General features: G+C 46.7%; 12 protein-coding genes. 5 read left to right on the top strand and 7 right to left on the bottom strand.

The window, feature by feature from the left end:
* Positions 1-132: 132 nt before the first annotated feature.
* The gene (gene oxyR / locus MD535_RS19505; RefSeq protein WP_265676741.1) at positions 133-1,014 is read right to left on the bottom strand and encodes a DNA-binding transcriptional regulator OxyR; all 882 of its coding nucleotides are present in this window, start codon (positions 1,012-1,014) and stop codon (positions 133-135) included.
* Positions 1,015-1,176: 162 nt separating this feature from the next.
* Here oxyR and MD535_RS19500 point away from each other — a divergent pair, with 162 nt between their 5' ends.
* Both MD535_RS19500 and MD535_RS19495 read left to right on the top strand, forming a co-directional pair.
* A complete protein-coding gene (locus MD535_RS19500; RefSeq protein ID WP_265676740.1) occupies positions 1,177-1,905 on the top strand; it encodes a redoxin family protein in 729 nt (242 codons plus the stop codon).
* A gap of 167 nt (positions 1,906-2,072) precedes the next feature.
* On the top strand, positions 2,073-3,527 hold the full coding sequence (locus tag MD535_RS19495) for a dihydrolipoyl dehydrogenase (protein WP_265676739.1): 1,455 nt from the start codon (positions 2,073-2,075) through the stop codon (positions 3,525-3,527).
* A gap of 257 nt (positions 3,528-3,784) precedes the next feature.
* Here MD535_RS19495 and argH read toward each other — a convergent pair whose 3' ends face one another.
* The 4 genes from argH to argC form a co-directional block, all read right to left on the bottom strand.
* Positions 3,785-5,659 (bottom strand): argininosuccinate lyase, encoded by a 1,875-nt coding sequence (gene argH, locus MD535_RS19490; RefSeq protein WP_265676738.1) that lies wholly within the window; start codon positions 5,657-5,659, stop codon positions 3,785-3,787.
* 263 nt (positions 5,660-5,922) lie between these two features.
* Positions 5,923-7,143 (bottom strand): argininosuccinate synthase, encoded by a 1,221-nt coding sequence (locus tag MD535_RS19485; RefSeq protein WP_265676737.1) that lies wholly within the window; start codon positions 7,141-7,143, stop codon positions 5,923-5,925.
* Positions 7,144-7,249: 106 nt separating this feature from the next.
* Entirely contained in the window at positions 7,250-8,080 is an 831-nt protein-coding gene (gene argB, locus MD535_RS19480) for an acetylglutamate kinase (RefSeq protein ID WP_265676736.1), read from the bottom strand.
* 15 nt (positions 8,081-8,095) lie between these two features.
* Positions 8,096-9,100, bottom strand: coding sequence for an N-acetyl-gamma-glutamyl-phosphate reductase (gene argC / locus MD535_RS19475; protein WP_265676735.1), 1,005 nt, complete (start codon positions 9,098-9,100; stop codon positions 8,096-8,098).
* 155 nt (positions 9,101-9,255) lie between these two features.
* On the opposite strand from argC, the gene argE reads away from it, so the two are divergent.
* The 3 genes from argE to MD535_RS19460 all read left to right on the top strand — a co-directional run bounded on the left by argE (position 9,256) and on the right by MD535_RS19460 (position 14,268).
* Entirely contained in the window at positions 9,256-10,395 is a 1,140-nt protein-coding gene (gene argE / locus MD535_RS19470; protein ID WP_265676734.1) for an acetylornithine deacetylase, read from the top strand.
* A 312-nt stretch (positions 10,396-10,707) separates the two neighbouring features.
* A complete protein-coding gene (gene ppc / locus MD535_RS19465; protein ID WP_265676733.1) occupies positions 10,708-13,341 on the top strand; it encodes a phosphoenolpyruvate carboxylase in 2,634 nt (877 codons plus the stop codon).
* Between the two features lie 387 nt (positions 13,342-13,728).
* Positions 13,729-14,268, top strand: a complete 540-nt coding sequence (locus tag MD535_RS19460) for a PadR family transcriptional regulator (RefSeq protein WP_265676732.1) — start codon at positions 13,729-13,731, stop codon at positions 14,266-14,268.
* 204 nt (positions 14,269-14,472) lie between these two features.
* On the opposite strand, the gene metF is transcribed toward MD535_RS19460, so the two are convergent.
* A complete protein-coding gene (metF, locus tag MD535_RS19455; RefSeq protein WP_265676731.1) occupies positions 14,473-15,366 on the bottom strand; it encodes a methylenetetrahydrofolate reductase in 894 nt (297 codons plus the stop codon).
* Between the two features lie 361 nt (positions 15,367-15,727).
* The gene (locus MD535_RS19450; RefSeq protein WP_265676730.1) at positions 15,728-18,154 is read right to left on the bottom strand and encodes a bifunctional aspartate kinase/homoserine dehydrogenase II; all 2,427 of its coding nucleotides are present in this window, start codon (positions 18,152-18,154) and stop codon (positions 15,728-15,730) included.
* Positions 18,155-18,157 lie beyond the last annotated feature (3 nt).

The raw sequence follows: 18,157 nt of genomic DNA, 5'->3' as shown, positions 1-18,157 counted from the left end.
TCTTTCAGAGGGCTTTTTTTGTACTATCCCGTATTAGTACATTATCCCGTATTAGTGCACATCCCGAATTAGTACGCTATGCCGAATGAGCGCACCAAGCAAAGTTAGGTCTAACGTGCTGAATCAGACCAGCTATAAATAACTGGCGATCGCCGCCGCTATTTTTTCGAATCGAACTCGTAACGGTGAGCCGGGACGATACGCTAATACCAAACTTCTTGAAGGCGTTGGGTTGACCGCCCTGACATAGCACACCCCATCCTTCTCACGCTCTTTCGGCAATGAAAGGTCAGGAAGCAAGGTAATGCCCGCTCCAGCTGCCACCATATTTCTGAGCGTCTCTAAGCTCGTCGCTTTAAAGCGTTCATCATCCTTTGCTCCGGCCGCAAAACAGAAACCAAGAGCATGATCTCGCAAGCAATGTCCATCTCCTAGCGCCAGTACTGTTCGCCCTTCAAGTTCATGCATATCAACTTCAAGCTGATCGGCCCATTCATGGCCGCAAGGGACCGCTACGCTGAGTGGCTCATTGTACACTTCAATTTCTTTAAAGTGCGCCGTTTCAGCAACCGAGGCTAAAACGAGGCAGTCTAACTTGCCTTCTTCCAACTGTCTCACCAACTGATGAGTTTGCGCCTCGTGAAGAAAAAGCTCGAGATCCGGATAGGCCTCTTTGAGTTTTGGGACAATTTTTGGCAATAAATAAGGACCAACCGTAGGAATAAATCCAATATGCATAGGCCCAGTCATTTCACCGCTTTGACCCGCAGCCATCTCTTTGAAGGTTTTGACTTCCTTCAGTATACGCTTAGCTTGCTCAACCAACTGTAACCCAGAATCTGTGAACAACACACGTCGACTGCTACGTTCCAACAGCGACGTACCAATTTCATCTTCCAGTTTGCGAATCTGCCCACTCAATGTGGGCTGGCTAACAAAGCATGCCTCTGCCGCTTTTCGAAAATGCTTATGCTCCGCCAATGCTACCAAGTATTCAAAGTCTCGAATGTTCATTACAGTCCTAGATAGAAAATAACTATCAATACCATAACAATAAACGATTGGAGCTATCAACGTATTTTTTTAATAATGGTCTCAACGAAACAGAGCAGATCAAGCTAAGCTCTCTAAGAATTATTAACAAATTCAAATCTACGAATTTTAAAGGACATCATTATGTTTGCATCAAAAGAAGGTCAAGCGGTTCCACAAGTTACCTTTCCAACTCGCCAAGGCGACGCATGGGTTAACGTAACAAGCGATGAACTGTTTAAAGACAAAACCGTGATTCTATTCAGCCTACCTGGCGCATTTACACCAACGTGTTCATCAAGTCACCTGCCACGTTATAACGAGCTATTCTCTGTCTTTAAAGAGCATGGTGTCGATGAAATAGTGTGTGTATCGGTCAACGACACCTTCGTGATGAATGCATGGAAAGCAGACCAAGAAGCAGAAAACATCACCTTTATCCCAGATGGTAATGGCGACTTTACCGACGGTATGGGTATGCTGGTTGAGAAAAATGACATTGGGTTTGGCAAGCGTTCATGGCGCTACAGCATGTTGGTTAAAAACGGCGTGGTCGAAAAAATGTTCATTGAACCTAATGAGCCAGGCGACCCATTCAAAGTATCAGATGCGGATACTATGCTTAAGTACCTCGCACCAGAGTACAAAACGCAAGATTCCATCACAGTATTCTCTAAGCCAGGTTGCCCATTCTGTGCGAAAGCGAAACAAAACCTCATTGATCACGGTCTTCAATATGAAGAAGTGATTCTAGGAAAAGATGCAACCACAGTAAGCCTACGCGCCATTAGTGGTCGTACAACGGTTCCTCAAGTCTTCATCGGCGGTAAACACATCGGTGGTAGCGAAGAATTAGAAGCCTACCTCGGTTAATCATTTCATCGTGATCCACTCAAATGCCATGCGCATATGAGTGGATCAACTTCCGGCTCTTCTTTTTCGGTTCTACCGTTACGCTCTATCACTTCAGAATAATAAATCACTGTTGTTTAGTCTGGCATTGCTGCTTGTCTACCCACGTTGCTTAAAGAGATATCGCTATGAAACAGTTAAATGTAAATGTCGCCATTATTGGCGGTGGCACCGCAGGCCTAGGCGCTTATCGCGCCGCCAAAGCCCATACCGATAATGTTGTCCTGATCGAAGGTGGTCCTTACGGGACAACCTGTGCACGTGTTGGCTGCATGCCTTCTAAACTACTAATTGCAGCGGCGGAAAGCGTACATCAAATCGAAAAAGCACCAGGGTTTGGGATTTACCCACAAGGTGAAACCCTCATCAACGGTAAAGAAGTGATGGCTCGCATAAAAAGCGAGCGCGACCGATTCGTTGGCTTTGTCCTTGAAGGGGTGGATGAGATCCCGGCGGCAGATAAAATTTCAGGCTATGCCAATTTCATTGATGACCACACATTAGTGGTTGACGATCACACAACCATTATCGCAGAGCGAATCGTTATCGCGACAGGATCTCGCCCCGCTTATCCGGCGATCTGGAACGATCTTGGTGATCGACTGATCGTTAACGATAACGTCTTTGAATGGGATGACCTTCCAGATTCAATTGCCGTCTTTGGTCCGGGAGTGATTGGGTTAGAATTAGGCCAGGCATTACATCGCCTAGGAGTCAAAACCAAAGTCTTTGGACTTGGTGGGCAGGTAGGTCCGTTAACTGACCCCGAGATCATGAACTACGCCAATCAGGCATTCCAAGAAGAGTTTTACCTTGATGCAGACGTCAAAGTCGAGAGCATGAAGCGAATCGACGGTGAAAAAGTTGAAATCCAATTTATTAATCTTGATGGCGAACCCGACACCTTTATTGTCGACTATGTATTAGCGGCAACAGGCCGTCGCCCCAATGTGGATAAATTGTCACTAGAAAATACCACGGTTGTCCTAGATGAACGAGGGGTGCCAAGCGCGGATCATTACACGCTTCAGACATCGGCGAAAAATATTTTCATTGCTGGTGATGCCAGTAACCAAATCCCATTACTGCATGAGGCGGCCGATCAAGGGCGTATTGCTGGCGACAACGCGGGTCGGTTCCCAGATATTCGCGCCGGACTAAGAAGAAGCTCTATTTCTGCCGTATTTTCCGACCCACAAATTGCCATGGTCGGGGAAACCTTTAAGCAACTCGAACAACGCTTCGGTGGTTGCGGCTGTTTTGCTACAGGCGAAGTCTCATTTGAAAACCAAGGTCGCTCTCGTGTGATGCTGCGTAACAAAGGCATACTGCATGTGTATGGTGAGCAAGGAACAGGACGATTCTTAGGGGCTGAAATGATGGGACCGAATGCCGAACATTTGGCTCACTTACTGGCCTGGGCGCATCAAAACAAGATGACGATATCAGAAATGCTGGATATGCCGTTTTACCACCCAGTGATTGAAGAAGGCGTACGAACCGCGTTGCGAGATCTCAATGCTAAGCTACATCTTGGTCCAGAAATGATTAAACATTGCCTAGACTGCGGTCCAGGGTGCTAGATACTCACTCACGGCAAGTGATGTCGCACTTTTTATAGGAAATGAGATTCCCAGTAGCCTAGATTCACACTGACATTTCTAGAGCGCTAAAAAGAAAAAAGCCCCAAAGTCAAATCTGACTTGGGGCCTTCTTAGATTCTTCTAAGAAAAAGCAGTGGTACTTTAATAGACCGGGCTTTTTCTCATTTGTTCCCTTAAAAATGATCTTTTTTTAAAACTTTTTCGATCTTTTTATTAAACCATTTAATTTCAGCAGCTTAGGCAACATTCATTTTTGCGATAATTTGCTCTGCCAGGTTCACTTCTAGCGCCACTTCATCACACGCATGTTGTCTTGGGCATTGATCGCAGTCCTTTAGCACTTTCTCAGGCAATAACGTCTTCGATGTTGGAATGAAGTCATGCTTCATAAAGAACTCAGGGGTACGAGTCAGTACAAAGACCTTTTTAATCGCCATCTTACGGGCTTTCTCAACCAAGTGCTGAACAATCGCAGTGCCCTGCCCTTGACCTTGCCAGCCAGCTTCAACCCCTAGAGAACGAACTTCGGCTAACCCTGAGTCATACACATACAAGGAAGCACAACCAGTGACCTCACCATGGTGTTCTGCGACAGCAAAGGAGCCAATATCACGCACTAACTCATTGCGGTTTCTTGGTAAATTCTCACCTTGATTTGCCCAATACGCCACCATACTCTCTAGCGCATCAATGTCGGTCAGACGAGCTGAGCGAACTTTCACTGCCGAGTTATCACGAGAACTTAGGCGCTTCTCCGCTTGGTCCACGGCGTAAGCGACTTGTTGAGGTGCGACCCCACCCAAAGCGTTACGCTTCTCAAGGCAGCTTTCAATGGTCAGAATATCGTAAACATCTTGCTCAATGACTGGCGAGAATTCTTGCAACTCAGCAATGGAGAGCTCTTCTAGTGCGCAGCCTTTGGCAATCGCGCTGACCACCGCCACACCGACAATATGGTGTGCTTCACGGAAAGGAATGCCTTTTGCGACTAAGTAGTCAGCAAGCTCTGTCGAGTTGGCGTAACCTTGTTTCGCCGCTTCTAATGTACGTTCACCATTCACTTTAATGCCATCAAAACAAAGCGCTGCCATTTCCATACAGTCATTCCATGTATCGAGCGCATCAAACAGGCCTTCTTTGTCCTCTTGCATATCCTTGTTGTATGCCAGTGGTAATGCCTTTACCGTCATCATCATCGCCGCAAGCGAACCGTAAACACGCCCGGTTTTACCACGAATCAGTTCCAGTGCATCGGGGTTTTTCTTTTGTGGCATTAACGATGAACCAGAGGTTACCGTATCTGCCAATTCGATGAAGTTGGATTCACCTGAATTATAAAAAATCATATCTTCTGCGAGACGAGAAAGATGCAGCATCGAAATAGACGCGATCGACATTAACTCCATCACATGGTCACGATCAGAAACAGAATCTAAACTATTGCGCGTGGCACGACGAAAACCTAAGTTATGTGCCAGCTCTTCACGGTCCATTGGATAAGCGGTACCCGCCAGCGCGCCCGAGCCCAACGGACAAGTGTCCAAGCGTTTAATCGCATCTTCTAAACGAGAATAGTCCCGTTCAAACATTTCTACATATGCCATACACCAGTGCGCAAATGTCACTGGCTGAGCACGCTGAAGGTGAGTATAACCAGGCAGTACCGTTTCTTGGTGTGCTCTCGCCACATCGACCATTTGGGTTTGCAGCCTATCCAAACCGAGCAGCAATTGTTGCCCTTGCTGGCGACACCACAATTTAAGGTCCGTCGCGACTTGATCGTTACGTGAACGACCTGTGTGCAGCTTTTTGCCTAAATCGCCGACTTTGCTGATCAGTTGCTGTTCAACCCAACTATGAATGTCTTCCGCATCAGAACGTAAAATCTGCTCAGGATCTTCCATCACTTCAAGTTTCAGTTCGTTCAACGCCAATTCCAGCTTTTGCTGCTCATCAACGGTTAACACGTCCACTGAAACCAGTGCTTTAGACCAAGCAATCGAGCCGACAATGTCTTGCTCAGCTAATCGATAATCAAAGCGTAATGAGTCATTAAAGTCTTTGAATCTCGTATCTGCTGCTTGGGTAAATCTTCCGCCCCATAATGCCATTGTCACTCTCCTAACTGCTCGGTATTCACTGCTTGTCTAACGATGGAATCTAATCAAAGTCAGTTTGTTTTTTTGATAGGTTCAACTTACGGCAAATCAAAAAGAAAATAAAGTAAAAATTCACTTATTTCACATAATTATTCACGCCATTTCGTATTCTTGTTTTCTTTATCCTTATAAAACAAGAAACCCACTTGCACTGCAAGTGGGTTTACCTTAATCCAAATAGCCTAGGTTGGCATTATTTGTTTGTCTTCACTTTGTTATTTGTTTTTCTTAACTTCATTCAATGCACGGATACGGCTTGAAAGTGAGTAAAGACGGATGAAGCCTTCGGCATGGCTTTGGTCATACACTTCATCTTCGCCAAAGGTCGCAAACTCTTCACAGTATAAGCTGTTGTCTGAACGCTTCTGAGTCACCGTCGCTTGACCTTTATAAAGTTTGATCACCACTTCGCCATTCACGTCCTGCGCTAACTCTTCCGTTGCAGCAAGAATCGATTTGCAAAGCGGTGTAAACCAACGACCATCGTAAACAAGGTGAGACGCTTTCACGCCTAGCTCTTCACGGAATTCAAACGCCGCTTTATCCAGAACCAATTGCTCAACCGCACGCAACGCTTCCATCATGATAGTGCCACCCGGAGTTTCGTAACAGCCACGAGACTTCATACCTACTAAACGGTTCTCAACGATATCAATACGACCCACGCCATGTTTAGCGCCCTTTTCATTGAGGTAAACCAATGCGTTGTATGGCGTCATCGTTTCACCATCAACCGCAACCACTTCACCCTTAGCCACTTGTAGCGTCACCGTTTCAGATTCGTTCGGTGCTTGTTCAGGGTCAACGGTCCACGCCCAGCAATCGTCATTTGGCGCGTTCCAAGTATCTTCTAAAACGCCGCCTTCTGTTGAAATATGCCATGCGTTAGCATCGCGAGAATAGATCTTAGTCAGTGAAGCACTACAAGGGATGTTACGCTCAGCTAGGTAATCTAGACACTCTTCACGGCTAACCAGATCCCACTCACGCCATGGCGCAATAACATGCAGATCAGGGGCAAGCGCGGCAAACGCACCTTCAAAACGTACTTGGTCGTTACCTTTACCCGTACAGCCATGGCACAACGCATCCGCGCCAACTTTACGCGCCACTTCCACCTGTGCTTTAGCAATAATCGGACGAGCCATTGACGTACCTAGCAGGTATTTGCCTTCATAGTACGCCCCTGTTTTTAGGGTTGGGTAAATGTACTCAGCAACCATCTCTTCTTTTAGGTCAGCGATGTAACATTCAGACGCGCCTGATGCCTTGGCTTTTTCTTCGATGCCATTCAGCTCTTCTTCGCCTTGGCCCACGTCCGCGACAAACGCGACAACTTCACAGTCGTAATTCTCTTTTAGCCACGGAATGATCACAGACGTATCAAGACCGCCAGAATAGGCTACAACAACTTTCTTTACGCTTTTCTTGCTCATGGTTCTTTCTCCTTGTGTCCGAGCCTGAATTGGCGGTCAGTATCTCGGGTGTTAAATTTGGTATTTATTCTATTCATGTTGCTGCGTGGCAAACAGCCACTCAGCTTTAATTTGGGACGAATTGCGTGCCGATGCTTTTACCTGCAAACAAATCATTTAATTTTTCTGGGTAACGCCATGTGGCGACTTCGATAGGTCGACCTAATTCACTGGCGGCCTGCAACGCCGCCTGAACTTTCACAATCATGCCGTCAGTAATCACATGCCCGGTAATTAAGGCATCGGCTTGCTCTTGAGTCAGGCTTGGTAATAAATGTCCTTTCCCATCCAATACACCGCTCACATCAGAAAGTAACACGAGTTCTGCATCCAGAGCGCCCGCAACCGCCACAGCTGCTTGGTCGGCATTCACATTCATCAATTGACCATGATTGTCTAAGCCGATCGAACTAATAATAGGTAGCGCGCCTGTTTTCAAGATGGCTTGCAATACCGCTGGGTTTCCAGGCTTGGCATTACCAACTGCACCAAGTTCAGGATCCAGTTCGGTCACTTCACAAAGGCCGCCATCTGCAAGACTTAAGCCCACTGCATTTAAACCCGCCTTAATCGCATCACCTTGCAGTAATTTGTTCGCCGTCCCCGCAAGGGCGCCAGCAATTAGCGGGATTTGATCATAAGGGGTCACGCGCAATCCTTGCTTCTTCTCTGTTGGCAGATTAAGTTTCTGCATCAGATCATCCACAAGATAGCCTCCACCGTGCACAATCACGATGTCGCGTTGAGCTTGTTTTTTATAGTTTGAAATCGCCACAAACAGTTGATTCAACGTATTTGTACACGAAAGCGCGGCACCGCCCAATTTAATCACCAGTGGTAATGGCGTGGATGCTAGCTCTGTCGATACTAGTGGTGTTGATGCGTTGTTCTGCGTCATGCTTCTCTCCTCGCCCTATACCAACGATGTCAGCTGGGAAAATTGGTTTTTAATGTTTAGGCACTGCATCGCTTGGCTTGAAGCACCTTTTAGCAGATTATCGATCGCCGATACGACAATAATATGTTGACCTTGTACCTTCCAACCGATATCACAAAACGGCGTGTTTTCTACGTCTTGAATTCTTGGAATCGTGTCACCTTTAATGCGCACACAAGGTTGCTCGGCATATGCCACCTCAAAGGCTTGTTGAACTTGCTCGGCCTTTACGCCATCCGCTAGCTTCATGGTAATCGTGGCCAAAATGCCACGCTTAAAGTTGCCTAAATGAGGATTAAATATCACTTCACAGCCCAAATGCGTCGCCATCTCAGGCTGATGTCTATGAGTAAACAATCCATAAGGCTGCAAGCTCACTTCACAAAAACTATTACTCGTTGTCGCTTTACGGCCAGCCCCCGTCACACCACTTGTGGCATTGATGACAGGCCAAACTTGCGTATCAATCAGTGTCGACTCAACCAGCGGTTTAATCGCCAACTGCGAAGCCGTTGGATAACAACCCGGCACTGCCACCAGCTGCGCCGCTTGAATGTCCGCAGCATTCCATTCGGCAAGGCCGTAAGCTGCTTTATCAAGCCACTGTGCATGCTGATGTTCAAAGCCATAATACGTGGTGTAGAAGTCATCACCTTTCACACGGTACGCACCAGATAAATCGAACACCTGACAACCTTGCGCAAGAAAAACGGGCGCTAAGTCATGGCTCACTTCATGGGCGGTTGCTAAAAACACCACATCACATTCATTGGCGACTTTTTCTACATCAACAAGCGGTTGGATACGGTCATCCACAATGCCCGCCAATTTTCCATGAACCTGTGAAACCAACTTACCTGCATCGACACTATTGGCGGACACGTATAAACCTGATAGCGTAAGCTCCGGGTGTTTCGTGACCATCAGAGCCAGTTCTGCTCCTGTGTAACCGGTGGCGCCAATAATGGTGGTTTTTAGCATCTATCTACATCCATTTCCGTTAGACTTGAACATATCAGCCATTGACTATAAATCTAAAAAAACAGTCAATAAATGATTTTTTATTCATTAATTTTGATTTAATATGTGTTTTACCGTCTTATAGTTAATCTGTCAACAGTAGAAGTGAAGATAATATGCAATTGCCAACGTTCTTAGAGGTCTACAAGGGCCTAATCAGCACCCCTTCTATCAGTTCGACTGACCCAAGCTGGGATCACGGCAACGAAAAAGTGATAGAGAAACTGGCCACCTGGATGAAAGATCTTGGCTTTGAGGTCGAAGTTGAAGAAGTGGAACCGAACAAATTCAATATGATCGCCAAAAAAGGCCAAGGTGAAGGGGGACTGCTTCTAGCTGGTCACAGTGATACCGTGCCTTTTGATGAAGGACGCTGGAGCTTCAACCCTCATGACCTCACAGAAAAAGACAATCGCTTTTACGGCCTAGGCACGGCGGATATGAAAGGCTTCTTTGCCTTTATTTATGAAGCCGTGAAAAAAATCGACTGGAGCAAACAAACCAAGCCCCTCTATGTTCTCGCCACTTGTGACGAAGAAACCACCATGCTGGGTGCGCGTCACTTTACCGACACCGCGCCCTTCAAACCAGATTATTGCATTATTGGTGAACCCACTAACCTTGTGCCTATCCGTGGACATAAAGGGCACGTCGCAAACGCCATCAGAGTCACAGGTAAGTCAGGTCACTCGTCTGATCCTGCACTCGGTGTCAACGCCATCGAAATCATGCACGAAGTGATGTACGCGATGATGACACTGCGTGATAAATTGGTGAAAGAGTATCACCACCCTGGATTCGCTATCCCTAGTCCCACACTGAATCTCGGCCACATCCACGGTGGTGATAGCGCGAATAGAATTTGTGGCTGCTGCGAATTACATTACGATGTCCGCCCACTGCCAGGAATCAGCTTGGATGGCCTAGACAACATGCTAAGAAGTGCGCTGAAAGAGGTGGAAGCAAAGTGGCCAGGGCGCTTAACCATCACCGCACTGCATGAACCTATTCCAGGCTATGAGTGCGATCATCAACATCCTTTTGTTGGTGGTATGGAGCGCTTATGTGACACGCCATCAGACACCGTCAACTACTGTACTGAAGCGCCATTTTTACAGGCGTTGTGCCCAACTCTGGTGTTAGGTCCTGGTTCGATTGATCAGGCGCACCAGCCCGATGAGTTTCTTAGCCTAGACTTTGTCGACCCAACCATCAATATTCTTGCTAAAGCCATCAATAAGTATTGCTTTGAGTAACGAAATTTGACTCAATTCACTCACACAATGTAATAAATTTTCAACATTGCCGATTGGCTGGGTGTTACTGTACAATAAATCAGCAACACTTCAGCATCGCAACAATCAACAAAATCATTACCCTAAATCAATAACGAATTCTATGAAAAAAGGCATGCTACATTAAGCAGTTAAAGGTTTGCGTGCGCTTTTCATTCCAATGCGATTATTGCAAACATGGATTACTTTATTTGACTACGCCTAGCATTTTTCGCTAGATTGTTAAGCTGAAACGGAATAATGGATGTAGTTAAATTACAAGGCAGGACGACTATGAACGAAAAATACGCCCCATTGAAAAGCAATGTTAGGATGCTTGGGCACTTGTTGGGGAATACCATCAAGGAAGCACACGGAGAGGCGATTTTAGAGAAAGTTGAAAAAATTCGTCAACTTTCCAAATCCGTTGTACGTGCAGGCAATGAGGCCGATCGTGAGATTTTAATCGATGAGATTAAAAGCCTGCCTAATGAGCAATTAACGCCAGTCGCTCGCGCATTTAACCAATTCCTCAACCTCACCAACATCGCCGATCAATACCACACGATCTCACGAAGCTGTGAGGCTGACGTCTGTGAACCCGACCCTATCTATACGTTGTTTTCGAAATTAAGCCAAGAGAACATCAGCAAGCTCGATACTGCACAAGCGGTTCGCGATCTGAATATTGAATTGGTACTAACCGCGCACCCAACAGAAATCACTCGTCGCACCATGATCAATAAACTGGTGAAAATTAACGAGTGTCTCTCTAAGCTTGAACTCAGTGAAATATCAGAGAAAGAACGCAGCAAAATAGAGCGTCGCTTAGAGCAACTTATCGCGCAAAGCTGGCACTCTGATGTTATTCGCCAGCAACGCCCAACCCCGCTTGATGAAGCTAAGTGGGGCTTTGCCGTTGTCGAAAACTCGCTGTGGGAAGCCATTCCTGAATTCCTACGTGAAATGGATGATCGCCTGAAAAACTATTTAGGTGAAGGGCTACCCATTGATGCTCGCCCAGTTCACATCTCTTCATGGATGGGTGGCGACCGCGACGGAAACCCATTCGTAACACACAAAATTACTCGTGAAGTGATGCTGCTCTCTCGCTGGAAAGCGGCGGAACTTTATCTGCAAGACTTCCAAGAGCTCATCACTGAGCTGTCTATGGTGAAATGTAACGACCACGTGAGAGATCTCGCCGGTGAACAACATGAACCTTACCGAGCGATCCTAAAACCAGTGCGTAAGCTGCTGGTCAATACACTGGAAGTGCTAGAAGCGCAGATCAACCACCAAGATGTGCCAAACAAACCAATTCTTGAAGACAGTGCACAGCTGTGGGAACCCCTATTAGCGTGTTACCAATCACTGCGCGAAAGCGGCATGGCCATTATTGCAGATGGGTCACTTCTTGATACCATCCGCCGCGTGAAAGCCTTTGGTGTTCACCTTGTTCGCTTGGACATTCGTCAAGAAAGCACACGCCACTCTGACGTGATCTCTGAATTGACTCGTCATTTGGGTCTTGGTGACTACGACCAGTGGAGCGAACAAGATAAAGTTTCTTTCCTTATCAATGAACTTAGTTCCAAACGTCCACTACTGCCTCGTGACTGGGAGCCGTCAGAGTCAGTGCAAGAAGTGTTAGATACTTGTCGTGTTATTGCCTCTCAATCACGTGATGCTTTTGGTGCCTACGTCATCTCAATGGCGCGCACGGCGTCAGACGTTCTGGCGGTTCACCTAATTTTGCAAGAGTGTGGCTGTAAATTCCGTATGGATGTGTGCCCACTGTTCGAAACGCTTGAAGATTTAAACAACTCAGAAGCCGTGATGAAGCAGCTGTTTGAGATTGATTGGTACCGTGGTTATATCCAAAATCACCAAATGGTGATGATTGGCTACTCCGACTCAGCGAAAGACGCTGGCGTAATGGCTGCAGGCTGGGCGCAATACAGTGCAATGGAATCTCTGGTCGAAGTCAGCGAACAAGCAGGCATTGAAATCACCCTGTTCCATGGCCGTGGTGGTTCTATTGGTCGTGGTGGTGCACCTGCACATGCCGCGCTATTGTCCCAGCCACCAAAGAGTCTAAAACGCGGCCTACGAGTCACTGAGCAAGGCGAAATGATCCGCTTTAAGCTCGGACTCCCGGAAATTGCCATTAACAGTTTCAACCTGTATGCCAGTGCGATCCTAGAAGCCAACCTGTTACCGCCACCGAAGCCAAAGCAAGATTGGCGTGACCTCATGGAAGTGCTATCACAAGTATCTTGTGATGCCTATCGTCGTGTTGTTCGTGATGAGCCGGACTTTGTTCCTTACTTCCGTCAAGCGACTCCAGAGCTAGAGTTAGGCAAGCTTCCGCTAGGCTCTCGTCCTGCGAAACGTAACCCTAACGGTGGCGTAGAGAGCTTACGCGCTATCCCATGGATTTTCTCTTGGAGCCAAAACCGTCTTGTGCTTCCTGCTTGGTTGGGCGCAGGTGAAGCGATTCAGTACTCTATCGATAAAGGCCATCAAGCTCTGTTAGAAGAAATGTGTCGCGAGTGGCCATTCTTCTCTACTCGCTTAGGCATGCTGGAGATGGTGTACACCAAGTGCAACATGGAAATATCACGCTACTATGACCAGCGTTTGGCGGATCCGGAGTTGCTACCATTAGGTGATAAACTGCGCGCACAACTGCAACAAGATATTAAAGCGGTATTGAACGTAGAAAATAACGATCACCTCATGCAAAGCGACCCATGGGGACAAGAGTCTATTCGTCTACGTAACACCTATGTTGAACCTCTTAACATGCTGCAAGCCGAACTTCTCTATCGCACACGTCAGAGCGAAGAGACAGAAACTGAGCTAGAAGAAGCGCTCATGGTGACGATTGCCGGCATCGCAGCAGGCATGCGAAACACCGGATAGCCAGTGTAATATTTCAAAATAAAGACAAAAGGTCGCATTTTGCGACCTTTAATTTTGCTGAAGTGTCTTATTGAGTCTTTTGTTAGTTCTTTTCTAGTGACACTAGCCTCTATTCCACTTAATGCTTATAAAGTTCTATATAATTAAATCCTGTTGTCCGATAAAAATAATAAAAGTATCTATCGACAACATGGGTTGTGTGTTCATACAACCTCCTAGGTGACAAAGGCTTATATAAGGCGACTGTGTTAACCACACAGACCATGCTTCTTACACAAGACCATTCTAACTTTTCAACTGATGAACGTTAGCTTTGGCCGCGTCACAACTTAGATGACGGTAACAAGCGCCATAATTACTATTAAGTTATTGATCTGGATTTTTATCATGTCACTACCACACGTTATCCTTACTGTATTAAGCACTCGCGACGCGACTGGCTACGACATCACTAAGGAATTTTCTGCAAGCATCGGATATTTTTGGAAAGCGAGCCACCAGCAGGTGTACCGTGAATTAAACAAAATGGCAGACAAAGGTCTTGTGACTTGCAAATTAGAGCCACAAGACGGCAAGCCTGATCGCAAGGTGTACTCCATTACCGAATCTGGACGTGGGACACTCAGTGATTGGTTTGAACAACCAACCGTTCACCCGACAGTCCGTGACGAGTTCTCAGCGAAACTCGCAGCCTGTGCAGTTCAACCTTCAGCCGCATTTCGTCTACAACTAGAAGAGCTGATTGAAGACTCTAAAAAGCTGGTTGCACACTATCGCGAAATCGAAGCCGCGTACTACGCAACACCAAGCACGCTAGATACGCACGCTCGTTTGGAGCGCCTAACACTGCGTCGTAACCTATTCTCACGTCAGGCTTGGCTAGACTGGGCTGAAGAGACATTGGCAGAGCTGGAAGCTATCGCTTAACGCAATACTTTGCGGCAAGCGATACCTTGCGGCAAGCGATACCTTGCGGCAAGCGCCTTGAACGGCAGTGTTATTCGGTCAACACCTTCAAGGCCAAGCTATCAAAAATAAAAAAAGCGCTGGATTTGCATCCAGCGCTTTTTTATTGCCTTTCTAGCTACTTTTGCCAATGACTCGACAATTCATTGGCAATGCTTACGTGTACTATGCCCCTTGTGGACGCACACCTAATGTATGGCAAAGTGCATACGTCATCTCTGAGCGGTTAAGCGTGTAGAAGTGGAAATCTTTTACGCCTTCACGACTTAGTGTTCTCACCATATCGATCGCTTGGCTTGCTCCCACTAACTGGCGCGTTGTTGGGTCATCGTCTAGACCTTCAAACTGCTTTTGCATCCAACCTGGCACTTTTACTTTATTCATCGCAGCAAAGCGAGACGCTTGCTTAAAGTTAGAAACGGGCAAAATACCTGGGACGATTTCAGCATCAATACCCGCCGCCACACAGCGGTCACGGAATCGAAGGTAGCTCTCAACATCAAAGAAAAATTGAGTGATAGCACGGTTCGCGCCTGCATCAATTTTACGCTTTAGGTTCAGCAGATCAGACTGGGCACTTTTTGCTTCTGGGTGCACTTCTGGAAATGCTGCCACCGAAATATCAAAATCATGGCGTGATTTCAGTAACTCAACTAAGTCTGAAGCATACATGTCCGGTTGACCACCACCTTCTGGGATGTCACCGCGCAAAGCAACAATACTCTGAATGCCATTCGCCCAGTAATCATCGGCAATATCAATCAGCTCGCTACGAGAAGCATCAATACACGTTAAGTGAGGCGCGGCGATTAAACCCGTTTCATTCTTAATTTCTTTAATGATGGAGTGCGTACGATCTCGCTCACCTGAGTTAGCGCCATAAGTAACAGAAACAAACTTAGGCTTAAGCGCTTTCAAGCGATGAACAGACTTCCAAAGCGTCTCTTCCATATTCGGTGTGCTTGGCGGAAAGAATTCAAAAGAAACATTAATATTGTCCGAAAGCTCAGCAATATTTTGGTTTAAGGCATCAATATGCCCAGCATGCGTGTATCCCATGGTTCTCTCCCTAAATTGCCAAAGTTGGTTATCCCAGCCAACCTTAGACTAAAACCTGTCTGTCATTAAAAGTGATGAATCTAAATTTGTCATTCTTTTTGACGTTTAGACGTCTATATGTCTGTAGGATGAAATGAATGGCATTTAAAGTCAATAGCATCACAATGAATTTTTTTCATGTTGAATGTTAGGGAAATTGAAGATGTATGACGTTAGAAACAAAATCCCCCCTCTCTATGATAAGAAAAGGGGGGATTGAACAGAGGTAACCATTCACTCAGCAGAAGCAACCATTAACTCAGCAGAAACAACAATCAATTCAGACGAAGCAACCATTGATTGAGACGAAGCAACACCCGATTTAGAAGAAACTCGATATTAAGTTTAAGTCCGACTGAATCGCTCCCGCCGTCACTTCTCGTCCTGCACCAGGACCTCGAATCACCAATGGGTTGTCTTTATACCACTTGCTTTCAATCGCAAAGATGTTGTCACACGGTAGCAAGTTAGCAAGCGCATGCTCTTTCGATAGCGCCTCAATGCCCACACGAGCCTTACCAAAGCGATCTAAGCGCGCCACATAACGTAGCACCTTATCTTCTCGCTGTGCTTTGTCTAGACGCTCTTGAAGCAATTCGCTCAGCAACCCAGACTGCTCAAAGAAACCATCAAGTGTCAGTTCTTGTAGTGCCTCTGGAACTAAAGACTCAACCACAACACTATCGGGTTCAATATCCAAGCCCGATTCACGAGCCAAAATAACTAGCTTTCGCATCACATCAGAGCCATCTAGATCCGAGCGAGGATCGGGTTCAGTCAACCCTTGCTGCCACGCTAAGTCGACTAACTCAGCAAACGGAACACTGCCATCAAATTGCTGGAACAACCAAGATAACGTGCCTGAGAAGATCCCCGACAGCGCCACAATATCATCACCACTTTCGCGCAAATCACGCACGGTATGGTTAATAGGTAAACCCGCACCCACGGTCGCGTTATACAGCCAATGACGACTGGTTTTCGCGAAAGCATCTTGCACGCGATGATAATCAGCACTTGGTGCTGAGCCCGCCACTTTGTTTGCAGAAATCAGGTGAACGCCATGTTCTGCAATGGATACGTATTTTTGTGCCAGTACTGAACTCGCCGTCACATCCAATACGACCGCTTCATCGTAGCCATGTAATGCTGCGATTTGCTTGAGCCAACGATCGCCTTCATGGGCAACCGCTTCATCTTTATAACGCTCGAGCACGGTAAGCTCATCCAGGCCGTTTTCATCAAACCAATAGCTTTGACTGTCGACCACGGCCACAAGATCAAAGCTCATGCCACGACGTTTTTCGAGTTCAGGTTTTTGCTGCTTGAAAAGCTCTAACCATGAAGAACCAATATTACCTTTACCACATAAGGCAACGGCAACACGCTTCTGAGCTTGAAAGAGTTGAGTATGAACCGATTTCACCATCGGCATCACATCGGATCGACGCAGTACAGCCGCTAAACTCAGGCCTGAATCCGCTTCACAGAAAAATTCCACCGGAGCGTGTTTCAACTGTTGGTAAAAGCCAAAGCAATGATTGGCATTTTTCGTCACACCAGCGCCAACCGCCGCAAGCATGGCATAACCTTCTTTTAGCTTAATTTCCGCTTCAATCGCCATATCTTGCAATTCATTGAGCGTTCCTGAGGCAATCTCAGGGGTGTATGCTAGACGCAAACGTGATTGATCGGCCTGCGCTTCAAACGCCAACGGTTCGAGTTGCGCTCGCTTTAAGCCATTTAATACTTCCGCTTTGGCACGTTCGAAATCATGACCGTTACCAAATGACAACTCTATGAGTAGCACTTCTTCTAATGAAGTAATAATTTTGGCACCGCGACCTGATGCCAAAACACGCTCAATTCGCGTGGATCCAGATTCGGGTAAATAACTGCAACGTAAGTTCAGATCCATGGTGCTTTGCGCCACAGGCTGAAGGGTACGACTATGCAATACTGGCGCCGCCAGACGCGCCAATTCGCTCGCTTCATCTAATCGAAGTAACGGCAACAAGCACGCATCGGACACGACTCGAGGGTCGGCACTGTAGACCCCTGCCACGTCACTCCAAATGGTTACGCTCGCCACTTCCGCTAACGCACCAATCACAGTCGCCGAATAATCTGAGCCATTGCGACCCAGCAAGACTGTTTCGCCCTCGCTGTTTTGCGCCATAAAACCAGTAATCACCACACGGTGATGCGCATGCTGAGCTAAGGTACTTTTTATCAATGAGTAAGATTGAGCACGATCTACCTCAGGCTGAGCGCCAAACTCGGCCCGCAAGAATGCGCGGGCATCTTGCGCCACAGCAGGTAAATCGTGTTGTCGCAACAATGCAGCCAGCAATCGAGAAGACCACACCTCACCATGACCTAACACAGCGGCTTTCTGAGCTTCCGTTAGTGGCGCGACTTGTTCGCCTAGCGTACTGAATTCATCCGCTAGCTGTACGCGCAGAGCTTCGGCGTCATCACCTTCAATCAACGCTTCAACTAGATCCAATTGAAACTTTCGTAAGGCTTGTAAGTGTTCATGCGCGACACGACCGTCTTTGTTTAACGCATCTAAAAAGTTAATTAAACGGTTTGTGGTTTTCCCTGCCGCTGACACGACGATAAGGTCGTCTGAATGAGAGTAATTTTTTAGAATCGATACCACACGACGATAGCACTCTGGATCAGCCAGACTGCTGCCGCCAAATTTATGTAATTGCTTCGTTGTCGGTACGTTAGTATTGCTCATCGC

The sequence above is a fragment of the Vibrio qingdaonensis genome (assembly GCF_026191675.1).
GTDB classification, from domain to species: domain Bacteria; phylum Pseudomonadota; class Gammaproteobacteria; order Enterobacterales; family Vibrionaceae; genus Vibrio; species Vibrio qingdaonensis.
Note: the sequence above shows the minus strand (reverse complement) of the source record. Positions and strands in the feature narration are given on the sequence as shown.

Coding starts and splice junctions, on each gene's coding strand:
- oxyR (WP_265676741.1), bottom strand. CDS start 1,014: ATGAACATTCGAGACTTTGAATACTTGGTAGCATTGGCGGAGCATAAG.
- MD535_RS19460 (WP_265676732.1), top strand. CDS start 13,729: ATGTCACTACCACACGTTATCCTTACTGTATTAAGCACTCGCGACGCG.
- MD535_RS19450 (WP_265676730.1), bottom strand. CDS start 18,154: ATGAGCAATACTAACGTACCGACAACGAAGCAATTACATAAATTTGGC.
- argH (WP_265676738.1), bottom strand. CDS start 5,659: ATGGCATTATGGGGCGGAAGATTTACCCAAGCAGCAGATACGAGATTC.
- metF (WP_265676731.1), bottom strand. CDS start 15,366: ATGGGATACACGCATGCTGGGCATATTGATGCCTTAAACCAAAATATT.
- MD535_RS19495 (WP_265676739.1), top strand. CDS start 2,073: ATGAAACAGTTAAATGTAAATGTCGCCATTATTGGCGGTGGCACCGCA.
- argB (WP_265676736.1), bottom strand. CDS start 8,080: ATGACGCAGAACAACGCATCAACACCACTAGTATCGACAGAGCTAGCA.
- MD535_RS19500 (WP_265676740.1), top strand. CDS start 1,177: ATGTTTGCATCAAAAGAAGGTCAAGCGGTTCCACAAGTTACCTTTCCA.
- MD535_RS19485 (WP_265676737.1), bottom strand. CDS start 7,143: ATGAGCAAGAAAAGCGTAAAGAAAGTTGTTGTAGCCTATTCTGGCGGT.
- ppc (WP_265676733.1), top strand. CDS start 10,708: ATGAACGAAAAATACGCCCCATTGAAAAGCAATGTTAGGATGCTTGGG.
- argE (WP_265676734.1), top strand. CDS start 9,256: ATGCAATTGCCAACGTTCTTAGAGGTCTACAAGGGCCTAATCAGCACC.
- argC (WP_265676735.1), bottom strand. CDS start 9,100: ATGCTAAAAACCACCATTATTGGCGCCACCGGTTACACAGGAGCAGAA.